Annotated in this window: 19 protein-coding genes and 1 pseudogene; 15 read left to right on the top strand and 5 right to left on the bottom strand. The window is 68.9% G+C overall.

Annotated elements, in window-relative coordinates; translation table 11 throughout:
* Positions 1 to 60: 60 nt before the first annotated feature.
* Positions 61 to 1,227, bottom strand: coding sequence for a glycosyltransferase family 4 protein (locus DT057_RS29145; protein ID WP_128565568.1), 1,167 nt, complete (start codon positions 1,225 to 1,227; stop codon positions 61 to 63).
* Between the two features lie 604 nt (positions 1,228 to 1,831).
* Here DT057_RS29145 and mdoH point away from each other — a divergent pair.
* Positions 1,832 to 3,775 carry a glucans biosynthesis glucosyltransferase MdoH gene (gene mdoH / locus DT057_RS29140; protein WP_128565567.1) on the top strand — a complete coding sequence of 648 codons (1,944 nt, stop codon included), beginning with the start codon at positions 1,832 to 1,834 and terminating at the stop codon, positions 3,773 to 3,775.
* Between the two features lie 51 nt (positions 3,776 to 3,826).
* Here mdoH and DT057_RS29135 read toward each other — a convergent pair whose 3' ends face one another.
* The 3 genes from DT057_RS29135 to DT057_RS29125 form a co-directional block, all read right to left on the bottom strand.
* The gene (locus DT057_RS29135) at positions 3,827 to 4,297 is read right to left on the bottom strand and encodes a hypothetical protein (RefSeq protein ID WP_128565566.1); all 471 of its coding nucleotides are present in this window, start codon (positions 4,295 to 4,297) and stop codon (positions 3,827 to 3,829) included.
* A gap of 412 nt (positions 4,298 to 4,709) precedes the next feature.
* Positions 4,710 to 5,432 carry an alpha/beta hydrolase gene (locus DT057_RS29130; RefSeq protein ID WP_128565565.1) on the bottom strand — a complete coding sequence of 241 codons (723 nt, stop codon included), beginning with the start codon at positions 5,430 to 5,432 and terminating at the stop codon, positions 4,710 to 4,712.
* A gap of 16 nt (positions 5,433 to 5,448) precedes the next feature.
* Entirely contained in the window at positions 5,449 to 6,138 is a 690-nt protein-coding gene (locus DT057_RS29125) for a DNA-3-methyladenine glycosylase family protein (protein WP_128565571.1), read from the bottom strand.
* 33 nt (positions 6,139 to 6,171) lie between these two features.
* On the opposite strand from DT057_RS29125, the gene gluQRS reads away from it, so the two are divergent.
* The 8 genes from gluQRS to DT057_RS29080 all read left to right on the top strand — a co-directional run bounded on the left by gluQRS (position 6,172) and on the right by DT057_RS29080 (position 12,737).
* Entirely contained in the window at positions 6,172 to 7,053 is an 882-nt protein-coding gene (gene gluQRS / locus DT057_RS29120) for a tRNA glutamyl-Q(34) synthetase GluQRS (RefSeq protein WP_128565564.1), read from the top strand.
* 346 nt (positions 7,054 to 7,399) lie between these two features.
* Positions 7,400 to 8,647 (top strand): tyrosine-type recombinase/integrase, encoded by a 1,248-nt coding sequence (locus DT057_RS29115; RefSeq protein WP_128565563.1) that lies wholly within the window; start codon positions 7,400 to 7,402, stop codon positions 8,645 to 8,647.
* Complete coding sequence (locus DT057_RS29110; protein ID WP_128565562.1) at positions 8,619 to 9,521, top strand: hypothetical protein; 903 nt, start codon at positions 8,619 to 8,621, stop codon at positions 9,519 to 9,521. The genes DT057_RS29115 and DT057_RS29110 overlap by 29 nt, the downstream gene beginning before the upstream one ends.
* Positions 9,522 to 9,676: 155 nt before the next feature.
* Positions 9,677 to 9,880 carry a transcriptional regulator gene (locus tag DT057_RS29105; protein ID WP_128565561.1) on the top strand — a complete coding sequence of 68 codons (204 nt, stop codon included), beginning with the start codon at positions 9,677 to 9,679 and terminating at the stop codon, positions 9,878 to 9,880.
* Positions 9,881 to 10,087: 207 nt separating this feature from the next.
* Positions 10,088 to 10,354, top strand: coding sequence for a hypothetical protein (locus DT057_RS29100; RefSeq protein ID WP_128565560.1), 267 nt, complete (start codon positions 10,088 to 10,090; stop codon positions 10,352 to 10,354).
* The gene (locus tag DT057_RS29095; RefSeq protein WP_238313824.1) at positions 10,351 to 11,340 is read left to right on the top strand and encodes an AAA family ATPase; all 990 of its coding nucleotides are present in this window, start codon (positions 10,351 to 10,353) and stop codon (positions 11,338 to 11,340) included. Before DT057_RS29100 ends, DT057_RS29095 begins: the two co-directional genes overlap by 4 nt.
* Before the next feature lie 390 nt (positions 11,341 to 11,730).
* Complete coding sequence (locus DT057_RS29085; RefSeq protein ID WP_128565559.1) at positions 11,731 to 12,381, top strand: DUF3102 domain-containing protein; 651 nt, start codon at positions 11,731 to 11,733, stop codon at positions 12,379 to 12,381.
* The gene (locus DT057_RS29080; protein ID WP_128565558.1) at positions 12,378 to 12,737 is read left to right on the top strand and encodes a hypothetical protein; all 360 of its coding nucleotides are present in this window, start codon (positions 12,378 to 12,380) and stop codon (positions 12,735 to 12,737) included. The genes DT057_RS29085 and DT057_RS29080 overlap by 4 nt, the downstream gene beginning before the upstream one ends.
* A gap of 326 nt (positions 12,738 to 13,063) precedes the next feature.
* Here DT057_RS29080 and DT057_RS29075 read toward each other — a convergent pair whose 3' ends face one another.
* Positions 13,064 to 13,765 (bottom strand): hypothetical protein, encoded by a 702-nt coding sequence (locus DT057_RS29075; protein WP_128565557.1) that lies wholly within the window; start codon positions 13,763 to 13,765, stop codon positions 13,064 to 13,066.
* A 365-nt stretch (positions 13,766 to 14,130) separates the two neighbouring features.
* On the opposite strand from DT057_RS29075, the gene DT057_RS29070 reads away from it, so the two are divergent.
* The 6 genes and pseudogenes from DT057_RS29070 to DT057_RS29045 all read left to right on the top strand — a co-directional run.
* On the top strand, positions 14,131 to 14,397 hold the full coding sequence (locus DT057_RS29070) for a hypothetical protein (RefSeq protein ID WP_128565556.1): 267 nt from the start codon (positions 14,131 to 14,133) through the stop codon (positions 14,395 to 14,397).
* Complete coding sequence (locus DT057_RS29065) at positions 14,394 to 15,173, top strand: hypothetical protein (RefSeq protein ID WP_128565555.1); 780 nt, start codon at positions 14,394 to 14,396, stop codon at positions 15,171 to 15,173. Before DT057_RS29070 ends, DT057_RS29065 begins: the two co-directional genes overlap by 4 nt.
* Before the next feature lie 11 nt (positions 15,174 to 15,184).
* Positions 15,185 to 15,454, top strand: coding sequence for a hypothetical protein (locus tag DT057_RS29060; protein WP_128565554.1), 270 nt, complete (start codon positions 15,185 to 15,187; stop codon positions 15,452 to 15,454).
* 12 nt (positions 15,455 to 15,466) lie between these two features.
* Positions 15,467 to 15,787: a hypothetical protein gene (locus DT057_RS29055; protein ID WP_128565553.1), complete on the top strand. Its 321-nt coding sequence runs from the start codon at positions 15,467 to 15,469 to the stop codon at positions 15,785 to 15,787.
* 12 nt (positions 15,788 to 15,799) lie between these two features.
* A complete protein-coding gene (locus DT057_RS29050) occupies positions 15,800 to 16,036 on the top strand; it encodes a hypothetical protein (protein ID WP_128565552.1) in 237 nt (78 codons plus the stop codon).
* Positions 16,037 to 16,310: 274 nt separating this feature from the next.
* A pseudogene (locus DT057_RS29045) lies at positions 16,311 to 16,669 on the top strand (hypothetical protein); the annotation flags it as partial.

The following is a 16,669-nucleotide window of genomic DNA, read 5'->3' as shown; positions in this document are numbered from 1 at the left end:
CAGCGCGCAGTCCCGGCGCGGCGCAGCGCGCGGGAGAGCCCACGCGCGGGGCCGTCCGGCTCACGCGTGGGCGCCGGCGCGCAGCGGCGCCTGCGCCAGCACGGTGCGGTAGACGTCGAGCACCCCGGCGGCCATGGCCTCGACCGTGAAGGCCGCCGCCCGGGCCCTCGCCTCGGCGCCGAGGCGCGCCCGGATGGCGGGATCGCCGGCCACCATCGCGATGGCGCGGGCGAAGCCCGCGTCGTCGTCCGGCGGGATGAAGATCGCGGCCTCGTCCCAGAGCTCGCGGAAGGTCGGGATGTCGGAGAGCACCAGGGCGCAGCCGGCGCTCGCGGCCTCGAGCACGCCGAGGCCGAAGGGCTCGTAGCGGGCCGCCGAGGCGTAGATCGGCGCGCCGGCGAGCCAGCGGGCCACGTCCTGGTCGCTCAGCCGGCCGAGGGGGCGCAGGTGCTCGGGGGAGAACAGCGCGGCGTTCGGGCCCTTGAGGTCGCCGGCGGCCAGGACCGGCAGGTCGAGGCGGCCGGCGGCACGGTCGAGGGTGCGGACGTTCTTGCCCTCGTCCCACAGGCGGCCGGCCGTGAACACGAAGGGTGAGGCGGCGCCGCCCGCCGGCGTGCGCTGGCCCCGCGCCGCCGCGCTGCGGCGGCCGTTGGGCACCACGCGCAAGGGGGCAAGGCCGTAGGTCGCCGCGGTGGCGTGCGCGAAGGCGCGGGTCGGCGCCATCAGGGCGTCGGCCCGCCGGTAGCCCGCGCCGGCGAGGGCCGCGCGCCAGGCGAGGTCGGCCGGCAGCGGGCCGGCCCGCATGGCGCGCCACCAGGTGGCGACGCAGGAATGCGCCACCGCCACCACGGGAGCCTCGAAGGACGCGATGGCGGCGAGGGCCGGGCTGTTGAGGTGGACGAGGTCGGCGCCGGCCCGCTCGGCCTCGCGCGCGACGCTGCGGGCGGCGGCCTCGACCTCGCCGGGCGTCAGCGCCGTCCAGTCGAGGGCCGCGCCGGTGACCCGCAGGTCGAGGCCCCGGATGGCGCGGGCCGCCCGGAGCTGGTCGGCGGAGGGCTCGGGGCCGAGTACGGCCAGGGTCACGCCGAGGCCCCGGCCGACCAGCTCCTCCGCGAGGTCGAGCCCGTACTGCCAGATGCCGCCGACCGCATCGACGGTCATGAACAGGTTGAGGGCGGCGTCCGGGAGGACCGGGCGGCCGCTCCCCGCCGTCAGGCTCGGCTGCATGCGGCCTCCGGCCCCCGGGGAGAGGCGCCGCCGAGGACGCGGGCGGCCGGGGAGACACCGGGCGCCGCCCTGGACCGCGCCGCGCGGCCGCCGACGGGGAGGCCGTCCTCGAAGCTCCGGGCCGGGGTGACGCGAGCAGTTCTCACAGCGGACGTCCTGCGGCGGGCAACGGTACGGCGGGAAGTGGCGGCGACTCGTCGGACGGCAAGGCCTTGTCGCCCGGGGGTCGTTAAGCGAACGATACCGCGGGGACCGCCGCCATGCCCTGCGCGCACGCGCCGGCGCCCAGGCATTCCGACAAGGCGCAGAAGGGGATGGAACCAAACCCGTTCCCGCGCGTGAGTGCCTCGCGCGGCGCGCGCTGCCGCCGCTCGGGTTCCGCCGCGGCACGCTTCCCCGCGCCCCGGCCGGTCGCTCCCGGCGGCCGAGCACGGGCCCGGAGGGGGACGCCCCTCCCCTGCCGCGTCATCGTTCTGGCGTCATTCAGGTCGGCCGGGCTAGGAGGAACGCTGCCCGCCGCCCGTTCGCGGCGGACGGTCCCCCGCCCGGTCCGCCCGGTTCTCACGTCTCCCGGCCCCTCCCTGGATCGAGTTCCACCCCGTCCATGACCCCTGCTCCCTCGTCGCATGGCGCGCCGCCGGCCGTGCCCGCTTCGGATCGCCCCGCGCGGCGGGCGGACGCCTCCCTGCGCCGGCGCCGGCTCGCCCTGGCGCTGCCGACCCTCGCGACCGCCCTCGCCCTCGCGGGAGCCGCCGGCCTCGCGACCGGGGTGCCGGACGGCCCCCTCGAGGCCGCCGTGCTGGCGCTGTTCTGCCTCGTGATGGCCTGGCAATCGTACGTCGCCTGGCAGTACCTGTACGGGGCGGTGGCGGCGGGCCTCGGCGGGCGGGCGCGGTCCGCGGTGGAGATCCGGGCCGGGGCGCTTCCCGGGACGGCGACGGGGCGGAGCCGCACCGCCGTGCTGGTGGCGATCCACGCCGAGGACGCGGCGGCGGTGTTCTGCGCCGTGCGCGTCATGGCGCGCTCCCTCGCCCGCGGCGGGGGCGACGGCAGCGACGTCGACATCGTCGTCCTGAGCGACACCCGCGACCCCTTGATCGCCGCCGCGGAGGAGCGCGAACTCGCCGGCGCGCTCGCCTGGCGCGCCGGCGCCGGACCGGGGCTGCCCGGCCTGCGCTACCGCCGCCGGGCGGACAACGTGGGGCGCAAGGCCGGCAACATCGCGGAGTTCTGCGCGACGTACGGGCCCGCCTACGACTTCATGATCGTGCTCGACGCCGACAGCCTGATGAGCGGCGCCACCATGCGGCGCCTGGTGCGGCTCATGGAGGAGAACCCGCGGGTCGGGCTGATCCAGACGGTCAGCTACGCGGCCGGCCGCGACACGCTGTTCGCCCGCATCCAGCAATTCGCGGTGCGGCTGTACGCCCCCCTGGCGATCCGCTGCCTGGAGACCTGGCAGGGGCCGGACGGCAGCTACTGGGGCCACAACGCCATCGTGCGCATCGCCGCCTTCGCGCAGAGCGCGGAGCTGCCGGTGCTGGCCGGTCGCCCGCCGCTCGGCGGCGAGATCCTGTGCCACGACACGGTCGAGGGCGCGCTCCTGCGCCGGGCCGGCTGGGAGCTGCGCCTGCTGCCCGAGGAGGGCGGCACCTGGGAGGAGATGCCCACCAACCTCACCGACCTCCTCGGCCGCGAGCGGCGCTGGTGCCAGGGCAACCTCCAGCACCTCGGCGTCCTCGGCACGCCCGGCCTGACGGCGGGCAGCCGCTGGCACCTGGCCGCCGGCATCCTGTCCTACCTCGTCGCGCCGCTCTGGGTCGCCTTCCTGGCGCTCGGGACCTGGCAGGCGATCGCCACCGGCCGCCTCGGCCTCCTCGCCTACGGGCTGACGGAGCCCGGCCCGGCCGCCGGCCTGCTCGCCGGCCTGACGGTGGCGGTGCTGGCGGCGCCCAAGCTCCTCAGCCTCGGCCAGGCCCTGCGCGATCCCGAGCGCCGGGCGGCCTTCGGCGGGCCGGGGCGGCTCCTCGCCAGCGCGGCCCTGGAGCAGGGGCTCTGGGTGCTGCTGTGGCCGGTCATGACCCTGTTCAACGCCGGCGCCGTGGTGTCGACCTTCGCCGGGCGGGTGGTGCGCTGGGACGTGCAGGCCCGCGACGACCGGCAGGTGCCGTGGTCGGAGGCCAGCCGGCTCCAGGTGGGCGCGCTGGCGGCGGGCGCGCTCCTGGCCGCCGCCCTGGCCTGCGCGGGCGACGCGCTCCTGGCGCTCTGGATGGCGCCCGTGGCGACGGGGCTGCTGCTCAGCCCGGCCCTGAGCGTGCTGACGAGCCGCACCGACCTCGGCGCCCGGGCGCGCCGGCGCGGCCTCTTCCTCACCGTCGACGACACCGCCCAGGCGCCGGAATTGCGCGACCTCGCGGCGGCCCGGGCAGGCGTCCTGCCGGAGCCGTCATGGGCGAAGGAGCCCGCCCGCGACCGGGCGGGCCGCGGCGAGGCGCCGGTCTGGCTCGCGACCGCCACCGACGACGCCAAGGCCCTGCCGCCCGTGTGAGGGGGCCGGCGCGGTGCCGCGCCGGTGTACCGCGTGAGGAGGGCCGGCGCGTCACCGCGCCGGTTTGCCCAGCACCTTGAGGGGGTCGGTGCGCTGGGTCGGCGCCGGCTCGGCCGTGAGGCCGCCGGCGTCCCGCTCGCCCTCGCCCACGCGTCGGGTGCTGCCGGTGGTGGCCGGGTTGCCCGGCCCGGCCGTGGCGCTGTTCTGCGGGCTCGTCACCGGCACGCTGCCGCTGGCGAGCTCGAGGCAGGTCAGCATCTCGACGTAGCTCGGAAAGCCGCCGGCCCGGGATTGCTGCGAGCATTGGTGCTTGGCGGAGGGCGAGAACTCGCCCCAGCGCTTGCGCAGGTCGTCGCCCGCCGAGCGCTCCGAGCGCAGGCAGCCGTCCGCCCCCGCCTCCTGGCTCACGGAGGCGCGGCCGGGCGAGTTGCAGGTGGCGGAGATGTCGAGCTTGGGCGGCCCGTCCGCCGCGGCGAGCACGAGGTGCGCCCCGAAGAGCGCGAGAGGCAGGGCGGCAGGCATGGCAATCCCCTGTGAACCGCGAGACGGCCCCGGACCGGGAGCGCGGCGTCGCGCCCCGGAAAGAAGCTTCGCCGGTTCAACGCGTGAAACCCGCCGGAAGCTCCCGGCGGGTTTCTTCACGGCGCGGACCCGCGCGCCGATCCTGGCGGCGGGCCGCGCCCGCGGCACCCGGGTGCGGAGCGCCCCGCCGCGCAGGCCGCAGCCCTGCCCGGCATCCGGGGCAGGGCTGCGGCCTGCCGCTCCGGTCCCCGCGACGGTGAGCGGGGCCGCATCGTCCTTGCCGGCGCGTGGGACACGCCCGCGCAGGACGCCCGGGGGCCGGTCGGGACGCAGGGCGGCCCGGGGCCTTGGGCCCGGGAACCTTGGGCCCGGGGGCCTTGGGCCCGGACGGGCCCTCACCCTTCTCCCGGCCCTAGGCCCGCTCGACCCCTCCCGCCCGCTCGGCTCCTCCGGCCCGCTCGAGGCCCTTCGCCCGCGCGAACCCTTCCGCCAGGAACAGGCCGGCGTGGTGCAGCGCGCCCTCGTCGATGCCGTGGCCGGTGCCGGCCGAGAGGTGCCACTCCACCGGCACCCCGGCGGCGGCGAGCGCCTCGCCCGAGAGGAACAGGGCGTCGACCGGGATGACCTCGTCCTGGTCGCCGTGGGCGAGGAGGACCGGCGGCACGGCGCGCAGCGCCGGGGCGAGGCTCTCGGGGCCCTTGCCCTCCTCCAGCACCAGCATGCCGGACAGGCCCACCACCGCGGCGGGCGCCCGCGCCCGCCGCAGGGACACGTGCAGCGCCATCATGCAGCCCTGGCTGAAGCCCACCAGGGCGAGCTGGCGGTCGGACAGGCCGTGGGCGGCGAGCTCGGCGTCCAGGAAGGCGTCGAGGGCGGGGGCGGCCCGGTTCACGCCGCGCCAGCGCTCGTGGGGATCGCGGAAGGTGAGGGAGAACCATTGCCGCCCGAATCCCTGGATGCAGGGCTCGGGCGCGTGGGGCGCCACGAACGCGGCGTCGGGCAGCAGGGGCTGCCAGACCTGCGCGAGGTCGATGAGGTCGTTGCCGTCCGCGCCGAAGCCGTGGAGCAGGACCACGAGCTGGCGCGGCGCGCGGCCGGAGCGGGGCGGCAGGCGCGGGCCTGGGAGGGTCGGCATCGGGGGGCTCCGGGTTTCAGGTCTGGACCGGCGCGCCCTCGCGCGCCTTGGCCCGGGCGTAATAGGCCCAGAGCACCGTCGCGGCGACCCCGCGCCAGGGGCGCCAGAGCTCGGCCCGGGCCGCGAGGTGCGCCGCGCTCGGGCGCGCCTCCAGCCCGTCGGCGAGGCGGGCCGCCTCCTGGAGGGCGAGGTCGCCGGCCGGGAAGGCGTCCGGATGGCCGAGGCAGAAGAGCAGGTAGACGTCCGCGGTCCAGGGGCCGATGCCGTGCACCGCCACCATCAGCCGATGGGCCTCGTCGGCCGGCAGGGCGTGCAGGCGGTCGAGGGGCAGGTGCCCGGCCGCGACCGCCGCGGCCACCGCCCGCAGGGTGCGGATCTTGGGGGCCGACAGGCCCGCCTCGCGCAGGGCGGCATCCGGCGCCGCCGCGAGGGCGGCGGCGGTCAGGTCCGGCACCCGGTCCTTGAGCCGGGCCCAGATCGCCCCGGCGCTGGCGGTGGAGAGCTGCTGGGCCACCACGATGCCGGCGAGCCCCTCCAGGCCGGGCGGGCGCCTGCGCAGGGGCGGCACCGCCCCCGCGGCGACAAGGCGGGCCATCACCGGGTCGAGGCCGGCGAGGGCCGCGACGCCCTCGCGCAGCGCCGCCTCGGAATCGAGCAGCCGCGGGGCGGGCGCCGGGCCGGTGACGTCCGGCGCCGCGCTCCCCATCTGCTGGCGAGCCTTCGTCGTCCGCATGATCCCGTGCCGCCTCCCCGCCTGCGCTTCGCCCCGAGCCCCAACGGGCTCCTGCATCTCGGCCACGCCTACTCGGCCCTCCTCAACGCCTCGCTCGCCGCGGCGATGCGCGGGACCCTGCTCCTTCGGATCGAGGACATCGATCCCGTCCGCTGCCGGCCGGCCCTGGCCGACGCGCTCCTCGCCGACCTCGCCTGGCTCGGGCTGACGTTCCCCGCGCCGGTCTGGCGCCAGTCGGCGCGCGTGTCCACCTACCAGGACGCCCTCGCGGCCCTGCGGGCGCGCGGGCTCGTCTACCCCTGCCTCTGCACGAGGCGGGCGGTCGCGCAGGCCGCCGCGGGCGCCCGCGACCCGGACGGCGCCCCGCGCTATCCGGGCACCTGCCGCGGCTCCGCCGCCGCCGCGGCGGCGGTCGCGGCCGGGGCACCCCACGCCTGGCGGCTCGACATGCCCGCCGCCCTCGCGGCGGTCCGGGAGACCCCGGGCCGGGGGGCCTTGCGCGTCCCGGTCTTCGCGCCCGGCGGGCCCGAGGCCGGGCGGGCGGCCGACCCCGCCCGCTGGGGCGACGCCGTGCTCGGCCGCAAGGACGTGCCGACGAGCTACCACCTCGCCGTGGTGCTGGACGACGACGCCCAGGGGATCACCCACGTGGTCCGGGGCCGGGACCTCGAGGCCGCCACCGACCTGCACGTCCTGCTCCAGGCGCTCCTCGGCCTCGCGACCCCGCGCTACCACCACCACGCGCTGATCCGGGACGACACCGGGCGCAAGATGGCGAAGAGCCTCGGCTCGGAGCCCCTGGCGGACCTGCGGGCACGGGGCGTGACGGCGGAGGAGATCAGGCTGAGGCTCGGCTTCGCCCCGCCCCCGGCGGGGCGAGGCGCGTGACGCAGGGATCTCGCGCCCCCCGGAGCGACGCGGCGCCGGCCCGCCGCCCTGCACGCCCGGTCCGGCCCCCCGGTCGGACGCGCGCCGCGATCCGGACGATCGATCGTGAGACTGGAGGGGCGCGCTCGGTGAATGGTGCCGCTGGGGAGGATTGAACTCCCGACCTCGTCATTACCAATGACGGAACATAGGCTAACTCGGCCTAACACAATCCGCGATCAGGCGGGCCGAAAATCCTAGTTGGCACTTGCACTTGGCGAGAATGTGAGCGTTAGTGAGGCACATTGGGTAACAGGGCATAACGCCCGGAATCCGTTACCCAAACGATACCCACGGCGCTCGATATATGATCGCAAAGGTGCTGACCGTGCCATCCGTCGAACGCCTGAAGCCGGACCCCGCGCGCCGGCTCGAAATCCCTGATGCGGGGATGCCGTCGCTCTACCTGATCATCCATCCTTCGGGGCGGAAAGGCTGGTGCATCCGCTACCGGTTCGCCGGCCGCACGCGGAAGATGGTGTTGGGCCCCTACCCTGCCCTCGACCTCGCCACCGCTCGCAGCCGCGCCCGGGACGCAATCCAGGTGTTGGCGCTCGGCCGAGATCCAGGCGCCGAGAAGATCGCCACCATCAAGGCGGCCCGCGTCCAAAACCCCGACCGAGAACTGATCTACGCGGTCGCCGAGGACTTCCTCGACCGACACGCCAGGACGAAGAACAAGGCGAGCACCGCTGAGCAGGCGGCCCGCATCCTTCGCAAGGAAGTCGTGCCTGTCTGGGGACGCCGCACTGTCGAGAGCATCACGCGTCGCGACGTCCTCGACCTCTTGGATGGGATCATGGACCGCGGCACGCCTTCGGCGGCCAACCGCACGCTCGCGACGATCAGGAAGTTCTTCAACTGGTGCATCGAGCGTTCGATCATCGCCACGTCGCCGTGCACGCACGTCAAGACGCCAGGCCAGGAGACGGCTCGCGATCGCGTGCTGACAGATGAGGAGCTTCGGCTCGTGTGGCTGGCCGCTGAGAAGATCGGCTGGCCGTTCGGCCCGTTGGTCAAGCTGCTGATCCTGACGGCTCAACGACGGGACGAGGTGGCCGGAATCATCCGCACCGAGATCCGGGAGAGCGGCACCCTCTGGCATCTGCCGGCCACGAGGGCGAAGAACAGGACCGCGAGCGTGATCCCACTGAGCGAGCCGGCGCAGGCGATCCTGCGCGAGCTGCCGCGGATCAAGGGCGACTACGTGCTGACCACAACCGGCGACAAGCCGGTGTCCGGCTACTCGCGTGCCAAACGACAGATCGATGCGCAGATCAAGCTACTGAACGGCGCAGACATCTCGCACTGGACCTTCCACGACCTCCGGCGCACGGCGGCGTCGGGCATGGCTAGGCTCGGCACCGACCCGCACGTCGTCGAGGCAGTGTTGAACCACAAGTCTGGCACGATCAGCGGCGTGGCAGCTGTCTACAATCGTTACGCTTACCTAGACGAGAAGCGTGCGTCGCTTGAGGCGTGGGCAAGCCACATCACTAAGATTATACGCGTGAATGCCGTCAATCATGAAGAGTACGACCATCATGGACAGTGAATGGCAAAAGGCTCGCTTAGAAGAATTATGGACCGAGGTCGTATTAGCTCAAGCCAACGATGCTCGCCTCGCAATTGATCAGCCTCCTGAATTGATAGTTATTCGCTTGCTAGGAAATTTAAGAGAAAGATACTTGAAGGCCATTGATGAGAGCAACGACACGGAAGCGCGTCGGGCGCTTGCCATAGGTCATTTAGCTTGGCAGCTTCTATCATTGGAGGTCGCCGATTGGCTAACCGACATTGGCCCTCCTTGGCCTTTAGCCGATCGAGAATTCTGGCGCGGCGATGAAATCAATGAACGTTTCGCACTGAGTCTCACCATAAATCGGCAATTGAATGCGGCGCCGCTTCTTCATCAGCAAGCAATCGATCTAGTAGCTTTGATGCTTCCACGATGGTTATTAGAAAATCTGATTAATGCACTCGAAGCTTTATCACATGGAGAAGTACATAAGCTTGTCGCTCCGACGCATATCGGCAAACATAATGATGCATGGTCGTGGGAAAAAATGCGATTGAGAGCAGTTCAACATGTTAATTTCTTAAGCGGACAAGGCATCATTAAAAAGGTAGCTCTAAAACGAGTGAGCGTTGCCACTGGTATTGGTGAAGGCACTCTACGACAATGGGAAACAGCCTTCGTTAAAGATGTCGCAGCGAATCTGTCAGTCGACTGGGCTAAGAAGTCAGGAAATTTGAAAACAATACTCGAAGACAATCCAAGATACGGAGAAAATGATGGCAATTCCGTCGACGGATATGCTTATAATTTACTCTTAGATTTGCGAGAAGAATCGTTGACCCAGTTCGGCATTCGGTATCGAGAGCGGTTCGGCAGTCGTCACAACCAAGACCCAAGCGCTGGCAATTAGGGGCGATTGCCAGCGCTTTTGTGCTGGCAAGTTTCACAGTTAGACAGCGCAAAAGCGCGGCGAGTTCGCATCAATCAACAACGTAGTAATTGGGATCAGTCCGAAGCATGTTGCTTCCGGAGCGAGCAAGTGCGCGCGCTTTAGGAGTAGTGACGATGAGCAAATCAGTTGTTTATCTCACAGCTCGCCAAGTCAGGGAGCGGTACGGCAACTGCTCTGACATGGCGATCTGGCGGTGGCTGAGGAACGAAGATCTAAGCTTCCCCAAGCCCCTCACGATCAACGGCCGCCGCCTCTGGAAAGAGGGCGACCTTGAAGCTTTCGAGAAGCAGCAGGCCATCAAGCAGGAGGCCGCGTGACCGCATGACCCTGAAAATCGAAACCCGGCCTCACGGTTGCTGGCGGGCAACCGAGAGCCGGGCTCCGGGAATGTCGTATGACCTCGACAACACCGGATATAACGCATCCGCTCTTGCCGTTCAACGCCTCCGTCGTCGCCATGGGCTGTCGATTGAGGTTGCGGCCCTTCTCGCCGAGCTGGCGCTCACCGTGACGGAGCGCCGAGCATGAACGCGTCGACCCGCAACACCGATCACATTGCCTTCGGCAGCCCCGAGGCTTTGCGCGAGTGCGCAGCCGAGTGCCTGAACATGGTCCACTTCTACAGTGGGATGGCGGTCGACTACGCCTCAGCCACGGACGACGTCGGCATCGACTACTCGACGCGCCGGGCCGTCGCCGCCATGCGCCAGGCCGTCGCCATCCTGAAGATGCTCCGGGAAAGTAAGGGCGTCTCTCGTGCCGGCTTCGAGCCCGAGGAGGTCCCTGCATGAGGTACGGACACGATCCGCTCGACGAGCCGCTGCCGGACATGGGGCCGGAATGGGAGTGGCCGCGCCTTGATCCGAATCACGAGGACGCCGCCAAGGCGTCCTCCCCGGGTAGCCTCAACCCCATCGGGCTGGCGGAGTTCTTGGCCCGCGAGTTCCCGCCCCGCGAGATGGTGCTCGGACCCTGGCTGCCGGTCGGCGGCCTCGCCATGCTCTATGCTCCCCGCGGCTGCGGCAAGACCCACGTCGCCCTTGAGGTCGCGTACGCCGCCGCGACGGGTGGCAGCTTCCTCAAGTGGCAGGCGCCGCAGCCTCGCTCCGTCCTCATCATCGACGGCGAAATGCCCGGCGCTACCCTCCAGGAGCGCCTGGCTCGGATCGAGACGTCGGCTCAGATCAGCCGCTCGGGCGTGAAGCAGCTCCGCATCCTGGCGAGCGATCTGCACCCTGATGGCCTGCCGGACCTGTCGAGCACCGAGGATCAGTCCCGCTACACCGCCGCCCTTGGCGACGCCGAGCTGATCATCGTCGACAACCTGTCGACCCTCTGCCGCTCGGGTCGCGAGAACGAGGCGGAGAGCTGGCTGGCGGTGCAAGGCTGGGCTCTCGCCCGCAGGCGCGAGAACCGGGCGGTGTTGTTCGTGCACCACTCGGGCAAGGGCGGCGGGCAGCGCGGCACCTCCCGCAAGGAGGACGTGCTGGACAGCGTGATCGCGCTGCGCCGGCCCGAAGACTACTCGCCGGCCGAGGGCGCCCGGTTCGAGGTCCACTTTGAGAAGGCGCGCGGATTCTCCGGCCCTGACGCCGAGCCCTTCGAGGCGGCGCTCACGGCGACGGGCTGGGCGGTTCGGGATCTGGACGACGCGCTTGAGGATCGGGTGCTGGCCCTGCACGCCGAGGGGATGAAGCAGCGGGAGATTGCGGCCGAAGTCGGCAAGTCGGCGGCGACGGTCAACCGCATCCTGAAACGGGTAGGAGCGAGCGCATGAAACGGGCTGCTGAGCCTTGTTTCACGTTTCAGTTCCTAGGGCGTGAAACATGAAACAGCGCGTTTCCGGTGCTGTTTCGCCTGAAACGGCGATGAAACAGCTTGGCGGTGGAGGGGTGACGCTCGCCTCTGCTGATGCGTTCGGGCCTTGGGCGACCGATCTATCCAACGCTGAGCGTCGCGCTCGCCTGCGCTGCCTACGTGCCATCGTCCACCTCTGCTGCGGACCCCACGGTCACACCCTCGCCGACACCTTGCAGCGGGCAGAGTGGGATAGCGACGCGCTCCGCACCGCCGTCGACGACCTCGCCCGACTTGCACCCCTCGACCGGCGGCGCGTCCTCGCGACTTACGCACGCCTCCATCGTTCCGGCCGTAAGGAGACCTGACAATGTCCACTTCGAACATCGCGACGTCTATCAACGAGGCTCACGCCAAGGTGCAGGCGGCTGCACGCGCCGCCGTGGAACACGCCACCGAGTGCGGCCGGCTGCTCAATCAGGCCAAAGAGACCGTGCTTCACGGCAAGTGGGACGAGTGGGTGCGGGAGCACTGCACGTTCTCGGCCCGCTCGGCCCAGCTCTACATGCGGCTCGCTCGCTACCTGGAAGACGACGCAGACCAGGCAAAAACGAAACGCGTTGCGGATTTGAGCCTGCGGGAGGTTGGGAAGCTCCTCTCCAAACCAGCGTTCAGCCAGCGGAAGCCCCTGCCGCCCGAGGGCGAGAAGTGGCTCAAGGATTTCGGTGAGCTTTGGCAGGAGGGCCGTCCCGAAGCCAAGGAGATGTTTGCTCGCTGGCTCTACAATACTGGGCAAGTCAATCTTGAGCAGCGCGACAACATCATACTGGCTGCATGGCACAATCCGGATCTCACGGAAGCCGACAGAGCAGCAGCAGCCAAGGAACTCGCTGAATTGTTTCACCGATATTTGCCGCCGGAAGCGCTGAAGATCACGATACAGGGCATCAAGCAGCACGGCCCACAGCGGCTATTCATTGCAATGGGCGATGTCATTGAGGCGAGACGGGGCAAGGCATGATCCCCGTCGCCTTCTTCGCACCCACCCCGGAGGTGACCATGCCTAGCAAGCCATCAAAGAAGTTGAAGGCCCTCCGCGCCGCGGTGATGGAGCGCGCAGGCTTCCGCTGCGAGGGTACGCCGCTCTCCCCCCACTGCCGGCTCGAACACGGGCTGCCGCATGGCAAGAAGGGCAAGCGCGCCATCCTGCGTCTCACCCACCTCGACCAGGATCCCGACAACACCGACCCGTCCAATCTGAGGATGCTCTGTGGGCGCTGCCGAACCGCTTGGGATCAACGATTCCGCGAGTTGAGCGCGGCTGCCGCACGGCACCGGAGCAACGGGCAGATCGAACTGTTCGGAGCGCGCCCGTGAGCGAGTTGGCCCTCAACGACGCCACGCTTGATGCCTTGATATCGGACGTCGAGACTGCACAGGCGCGGCTGCGCGCCTACCTAGTCGAGTGCCGCACGATACCGCTGGAAGCCAGCTCTGAAGACGGCGCATGGCCTGACGACGCAGGCCACCCAGATCTCGTCTCGGTTTCCAAGGCTGCCGCCCGCGTTGCCCGCTCGCCTGATACGTTGAGGCGGTGGTGCGACTTACACGGTATCGGGCGGCTGTACGGCCATAGGTGGCGAATATCTATCCGGCGCCTTAAGCTCTTGATGGCTGATCAGCGAAAGGCCAAGCAACACTGCTCACCATAGTGACAATTCTGTACCAAAATCTGTTGTCTTCAGCTTATCGCAGATACTTGACTCAGCACGGCAATCCGATTTAATTTCAAATGCCAACGTATTATCACTATTAAGCTTGAAACCAAGTCTTATAGGCTGATTATCATCTTTTATGTAGGCAAGCCGCACCTGAAAACGAATGAAATCATATTGCGTTCGGTCGGCATAGACGATTAGATCCCGCGACACTGCCTCTCCTGGATTCAGATCAGAAGGATCAGCATTCGTTTCCGCGGCCCCAGCAAAGAGCATGCCCTGTCGCAGAATTACCGTCCCGGGATCCGTGAGAGTGTAACTACGTGCGGCTGCTACCTTAGTCGCGGTATCGAGTTTGCTCGCGATGATGTCATCTGGTGCGGTACTATCAGTGAACTGCGCTCGGACGCCGACCACGTTATAGACAAGTCCCAAGATGCGGACGCCGGTCTGGCCGACGTTCTTCCGCGTCACGGTAGACCGGATTGCAACGTGGTTGTCCCGTTCGCCTGCCTTCACGAGGTTCGTCGTGACCGATACGGCGGGCGGCTCAAGGCTTGGCTTGATGCGCGCTTCATAGATGAAGGTGTAAACGCCCCAGGCTCCTGCACCGACTATGGCGAGCGTTTGCACCAGTGTGTTGATGCGCTCTGCGCTGAACCCTCGCGACGGCGCCTCCCCAGCCATGTCCTACTCTCCAGCCCTACACCGGGATGGGGAAGGCACGGGACCCCGCTCGGTTCCCGCCCCGTACTAACCCCGCGCCAAGTTACAGCGCGCACCGCAACTCTGACGTTGCGTAGCCTGCCGCACGCGCCTAGAGGATTTCCGAATTTCGAATTCGTAGAAAATGCGGCCCCGCGGCAAACGCAGGAAATGCGTGTTTGTCCGTGCGGTTTTTTGTTGGTCTAATGTCATCGTCAACGGCTGAGGCGACTTCTTGAGGGGGCGCTGCTCCTCCGAAAACGGCAACGGAACCTGCGTGTCTCGGCCGGAGGCCACGACGTTCAAGGTTCCGACGCAGCGACTATTCTGATTGGAGCGAACTCCACATGGCAACACGTACCATCCGAGCTGGGGTCAGCCTCGTGATCCCCGATCTCACGAAGTCGGTATCAGAGATCAAGGACGCGGTCGGCGTCGTCATCCGGCACGCGTCAGTTGGTGTGAAGACGATTCCGCCCGGCGAGATGGTCGAATTGGACGAGGAAGAGGCCGACCGCATCGAGGCGCGGTGGCCGTGGCAGCCGACGCAGATCGTCGACGCCTCCGTGACTCGTATGCAGTCGGCTCCGCCGACCCGCCGGGTGGCTCGATGAGCGTCACGCCGTTCGCCAAGCGCAAGCCCATGCCCGTCCCGGCGAAGCTCACGTCGGCGTCGACGGCCCTGGTCGTGTCGCCGGTCGACCGTCTCCGCACCGAGCTGGTCGAGAGCGAGAACGAGCGTGCGGATGCCGCGCGTGTTCGGATCGACCTTGAGGCGGGGCTGCCCGACGTCATAGCCCAGAACGACGAGGAAGCCCTCGCCCGACACGAACGGGCTGCCGATGCGGCCCGGCGGCGCCTCGACCTCGCCGAAGCTCGTGTCGCCAAGTTGACGCTGGCGGTGCGTGATGCCGAGCACCAAGCCGAGCAGGAGAGGCGACAGGGCGTCTACGACGAGGCCAAGCGCGCGCTCAAGCAAGCGCGCCAGATCATGGCAGCCGAGTACGAGCCCGCAGCCCGAGCCGTCGCGGACGTGCTGAACCGCGTGTCGAAGCTCCGCGCGCAGATCTACACGGCGAACCAGGCGCTCCCGGCCGATGCCGAGCCGCTTAGTCTCATGGTTGAGCCAGCCTTCAACGGTGAACACTTCACCGATGGCAGTGACGAGATGGTTGAGCAGACGTTCTTGGTCGACAAGGCGACGGGTCAATATGCCCCGTATGCTGCCGGTCCAGGGCCGAGCTTTGAGTATCGCACCCGCATGGTGAAGCGATCGCTCCCCATTCATCCGGCTCGACCGCACAAGGCAATTGCAGATTTCGTCAATTTGCCCGGTATCGACGACACTTACATTTTTGCTGCACCTTTTTGGGGTCAGCCGAGAGCTTAGAGGACATAAACATGGGATTCGATAAAGCCGAGATGGAAGCTAGCCGCGAGCATTGGCGCCGAGTGTTCGGCAAGCCGGCTCCGACCACCGCCGAGCGTCTGCCGACGCGCGACGAACGGATCGCCGCCTGGGCAGCCAGGCACGACCCCGAGCAGCGCGTCGCTCCCGTGACGGAGGCCGTGCTTCAGACCCGCGCCCAGCTGCACGTTGCCGGCTCGGCGTTTGGGATCGGATCGGAGCGGTACGCGGCTGACGGGTCGCGTTGGCGTCGCGTGGCGTAGGAGGACGATCAGATGGCTCTCTCCGGCTTCCACGTCTGCTGCGCCCTCGTGAACATCCAGCACGGCCCCGGCTTGATGGGGGCCGTCCAATGGGGCGAAACCCTCAGCAGCGCCGGCACGACGACGAACACCGCGCCGAACCTCAACCTCTCTCCCACCGCGCTCAACGGCGGGTTCCTGAACTTCGAGCTGCGCTCCTCGGTCGACGCCTTCGTGGCCATCGGCCCCACCCCGAACGCCGGGAGCGGCGGTGCGCGGTTCTACCTGCCCGCCAACGAGACGCGAAACGTCTTCTGCGGCGGTGGCGACCGGGTCGCTTGGATCGCGGCTTAATGGAGAGCAATCATGGCAAAGCACAAGGTTGATACCCCCAATCCCGAGACCCCGACCATCGTTGAGACTGTGCCAGTTGATGTTGCGGATGCGCACGGTGTCGGCGCGGCGACCTTCCGTGAGATCGAGCACGCACATCGCTACCTTGTGCGAGACCATAACGGCGATGTCGTCCGCCAAGCGGCGCCAGAGCCGACGGGCTTCGTCGTGCACCAGGTGCTCGTCAAGGTCGAGGCTGCCGAAGCGTGAACATCGAGATGCATTGGCGAGCAACGGCCGCATCGTCAGTGCGGGGACGGCAGATGCGCTTGGTAATCCACCTGCCGTCCCACCCCCAATCAGGCAGTGCCGATGAGTTCTCGGGTCCTTCCAAGGGGGGCCCACCCATGCGGGTCCGCGCGAGCAGATGATCTGTCTAGGCGCAGACGCCGAAACTCGCTTAACCGCAACACACGACGGCTGACTCATGACAATTATTACAAAGGCCGGACTTGCGGCCGAGTTGGGAATTACCAAGCCGCGAGTGTCGCAATACATCAAGCGTGGCATGCCTGAACGTGCAGACGGCAAACTCGATCGCGAAAAGGCGCTTCACTGGCTGGCGGCCAATCAGTTGGGTGTGATCGATGCGGACAAGGGCGCCACCCGGGCGCATCGCATCGTGAAACAGCAGTCGAAGCAGCGGCCGATGCAGGCAGCAGCGCTCGCTGACGACGCGCTTGATCCGCTTCGCGAGCGTACCCGGAAGGACAAAGAACTCGCCGACCGCACTGCGCTCCAAAACGTCGTCGCTCGCGGCGAGCTTGTGTCTGTCGCGGATGCAGAGGCGACGTGGCTTGCCATCATCGGGGTAGCGCGCGAGCGGCTGCTGGCGCTGCCGAA

This window comes from Methylobacterium crusticola (genome assembly GCF_003574465.1).
Lineage (GTDB): Bacteria > Pseudomonadota > Alphaproteobacteria > Rhizobiales > Beijerinckiaceae > Methylobacterium > Methylobacterium crusticola.
This window is presented reverse-complemented; position numbering and strand designations above follow the sequence as displayed.

What these genes read in the sequence shown, in the direction of transcription:
- DT057_RS29145 (WP_128565568.1), bottom strand. Translation starts at nt 1,227, where the DNA reads ATGCAGCCGAGCCTGACGGCGGGGAGCGGCCGCCCGGTCCTCCCGGAC.
- mdoH (WP_128565567.1), top strand. Translation starts at nt 1,832, where the DNA reads ATGACCCCTGCTCCCTCGTCGCATGGCGCGCCGCCGGCCGTGCCCGCT.
- DT057_RS29135 (WP_128565566.1), bottom strand. Translation starts at nt 4,297, where the DNA reads ATGCCTGCCGCCCTGCCTCTCGCGCTCTTCGGGGCGCACCTCGTGCTC.
- DT057_RS29130 (WP_128565565.1), bottom strand. Translation starts at nt 5,432, where the DNA reads ATGCCGACCCTCCCAGGCCCGCGCCTGCCGCCCCGCTCCGGCCGCGCG.
- DT057_RS29125 (WP_128565571.1), bottom strand. Translation starts at nt 6,138, where the DNA reads ATGGGGAGCGCGGCGCCGGACGTCACCGGCCCGGCGCCCGCCCCGCGG.
- DT057_RS29115 (WP_128565563.1), top strand. Translation starts at nt 7,400, where the DNA reads ATGATCGCAAAGGTGCTGACCGTGCCATCCGTCGAACGCCTGAAGCCG.
- DT057_RS29110 (WP_128565562.1), top strand. Translation starts at nt 8,619, where the DNA reads ATGAAGAGTACGACCATCATGGACAGTGAATGGCAAAAGGCTCGCTTA.
- DT057_RS29105 (WP_128565561.1), top strand. Translation starts at nt 9,677, where the DNA reads ATGAGCAAATCAGTTGTTTATCTCACAGCTCGCCAAGTCAGGGAGCGG.
- DT057_RS29100 (WP_128565560.1), top strand. Translation starts at nt 10,088, where the DNA reads ATGAACGCGTCGACCCGCAACACCGATCACATTGCCTTCGGCAGCCCC.
- DT057_RS29095 (WP_238313824.1), top strand. Translation starts at nt 10,351, where the DNA reads ATGAGGTACGGACACGATCCGCTCGACGAGCCGCTGCCGGACATGGGG.
- DT057_RS29085 (WP_128565559.1), top strand. Translation starts at nt 11,731, where the DNA reads ATGTCCACTTCGAACATCGCGACGTCTATCAACGAGGCTCACGCCAAG.
- DT057_RS29080 (WP_128565558.1), top strand. Translation starts at nt 12,378, where the DNA reads ATGATCCCCGTCGCCTTCTTCGCACCCACCCCGGAGGTGACCATGCCT.
- DT057_RS29075 (WP_128565557.1), bottom strand. Translation starts at nt 13,765, where the DNA reads ATGGCTGGGGAGGCGCCGTCGCGAGGGTTCAGCGCAGAGCGCATCAAC.
- DT057_RS29070 (WP_128565556.1), top strand. Translation starts at nt 14,131, where the DNA reads ATGGCAACACGTACCATCCGAGCTGGGGTCAGCCTCGTGATCCCCGAT.
- DT057_RS29065 (WP_128565555.1), top strand. Translation starts at nt 14,394, where the DNA reads ATGAGCGTCACGCCGTTCGCCAAGCGCAAGCCCATGCCCGTCCCGGCG.
- DT057_RS29060 (WP_128565554.1), top strand. Translation starts at nt 15,185, where the DNA reads ATGGGATTCGATAAAGCCGAGATGGAAGCTAGCCGCGAGCATTGGCGC.
- DT057_RS29055 (WP_128565553.1), top strand. Translation starts at nt 15,467, where the DNA reads ATGGCTCTCTCCGGCTTCCACGTCTGCTGCGCCCTCGTGAACATCCAG.
- DT057_RS29050 (WP_128565552.1), top strand. Translation starts at nt 15,800, where the DNA reads ATGGCAAAGCACAAGGTTGATACCCCCAATCCCGAGACCCCGACCATC.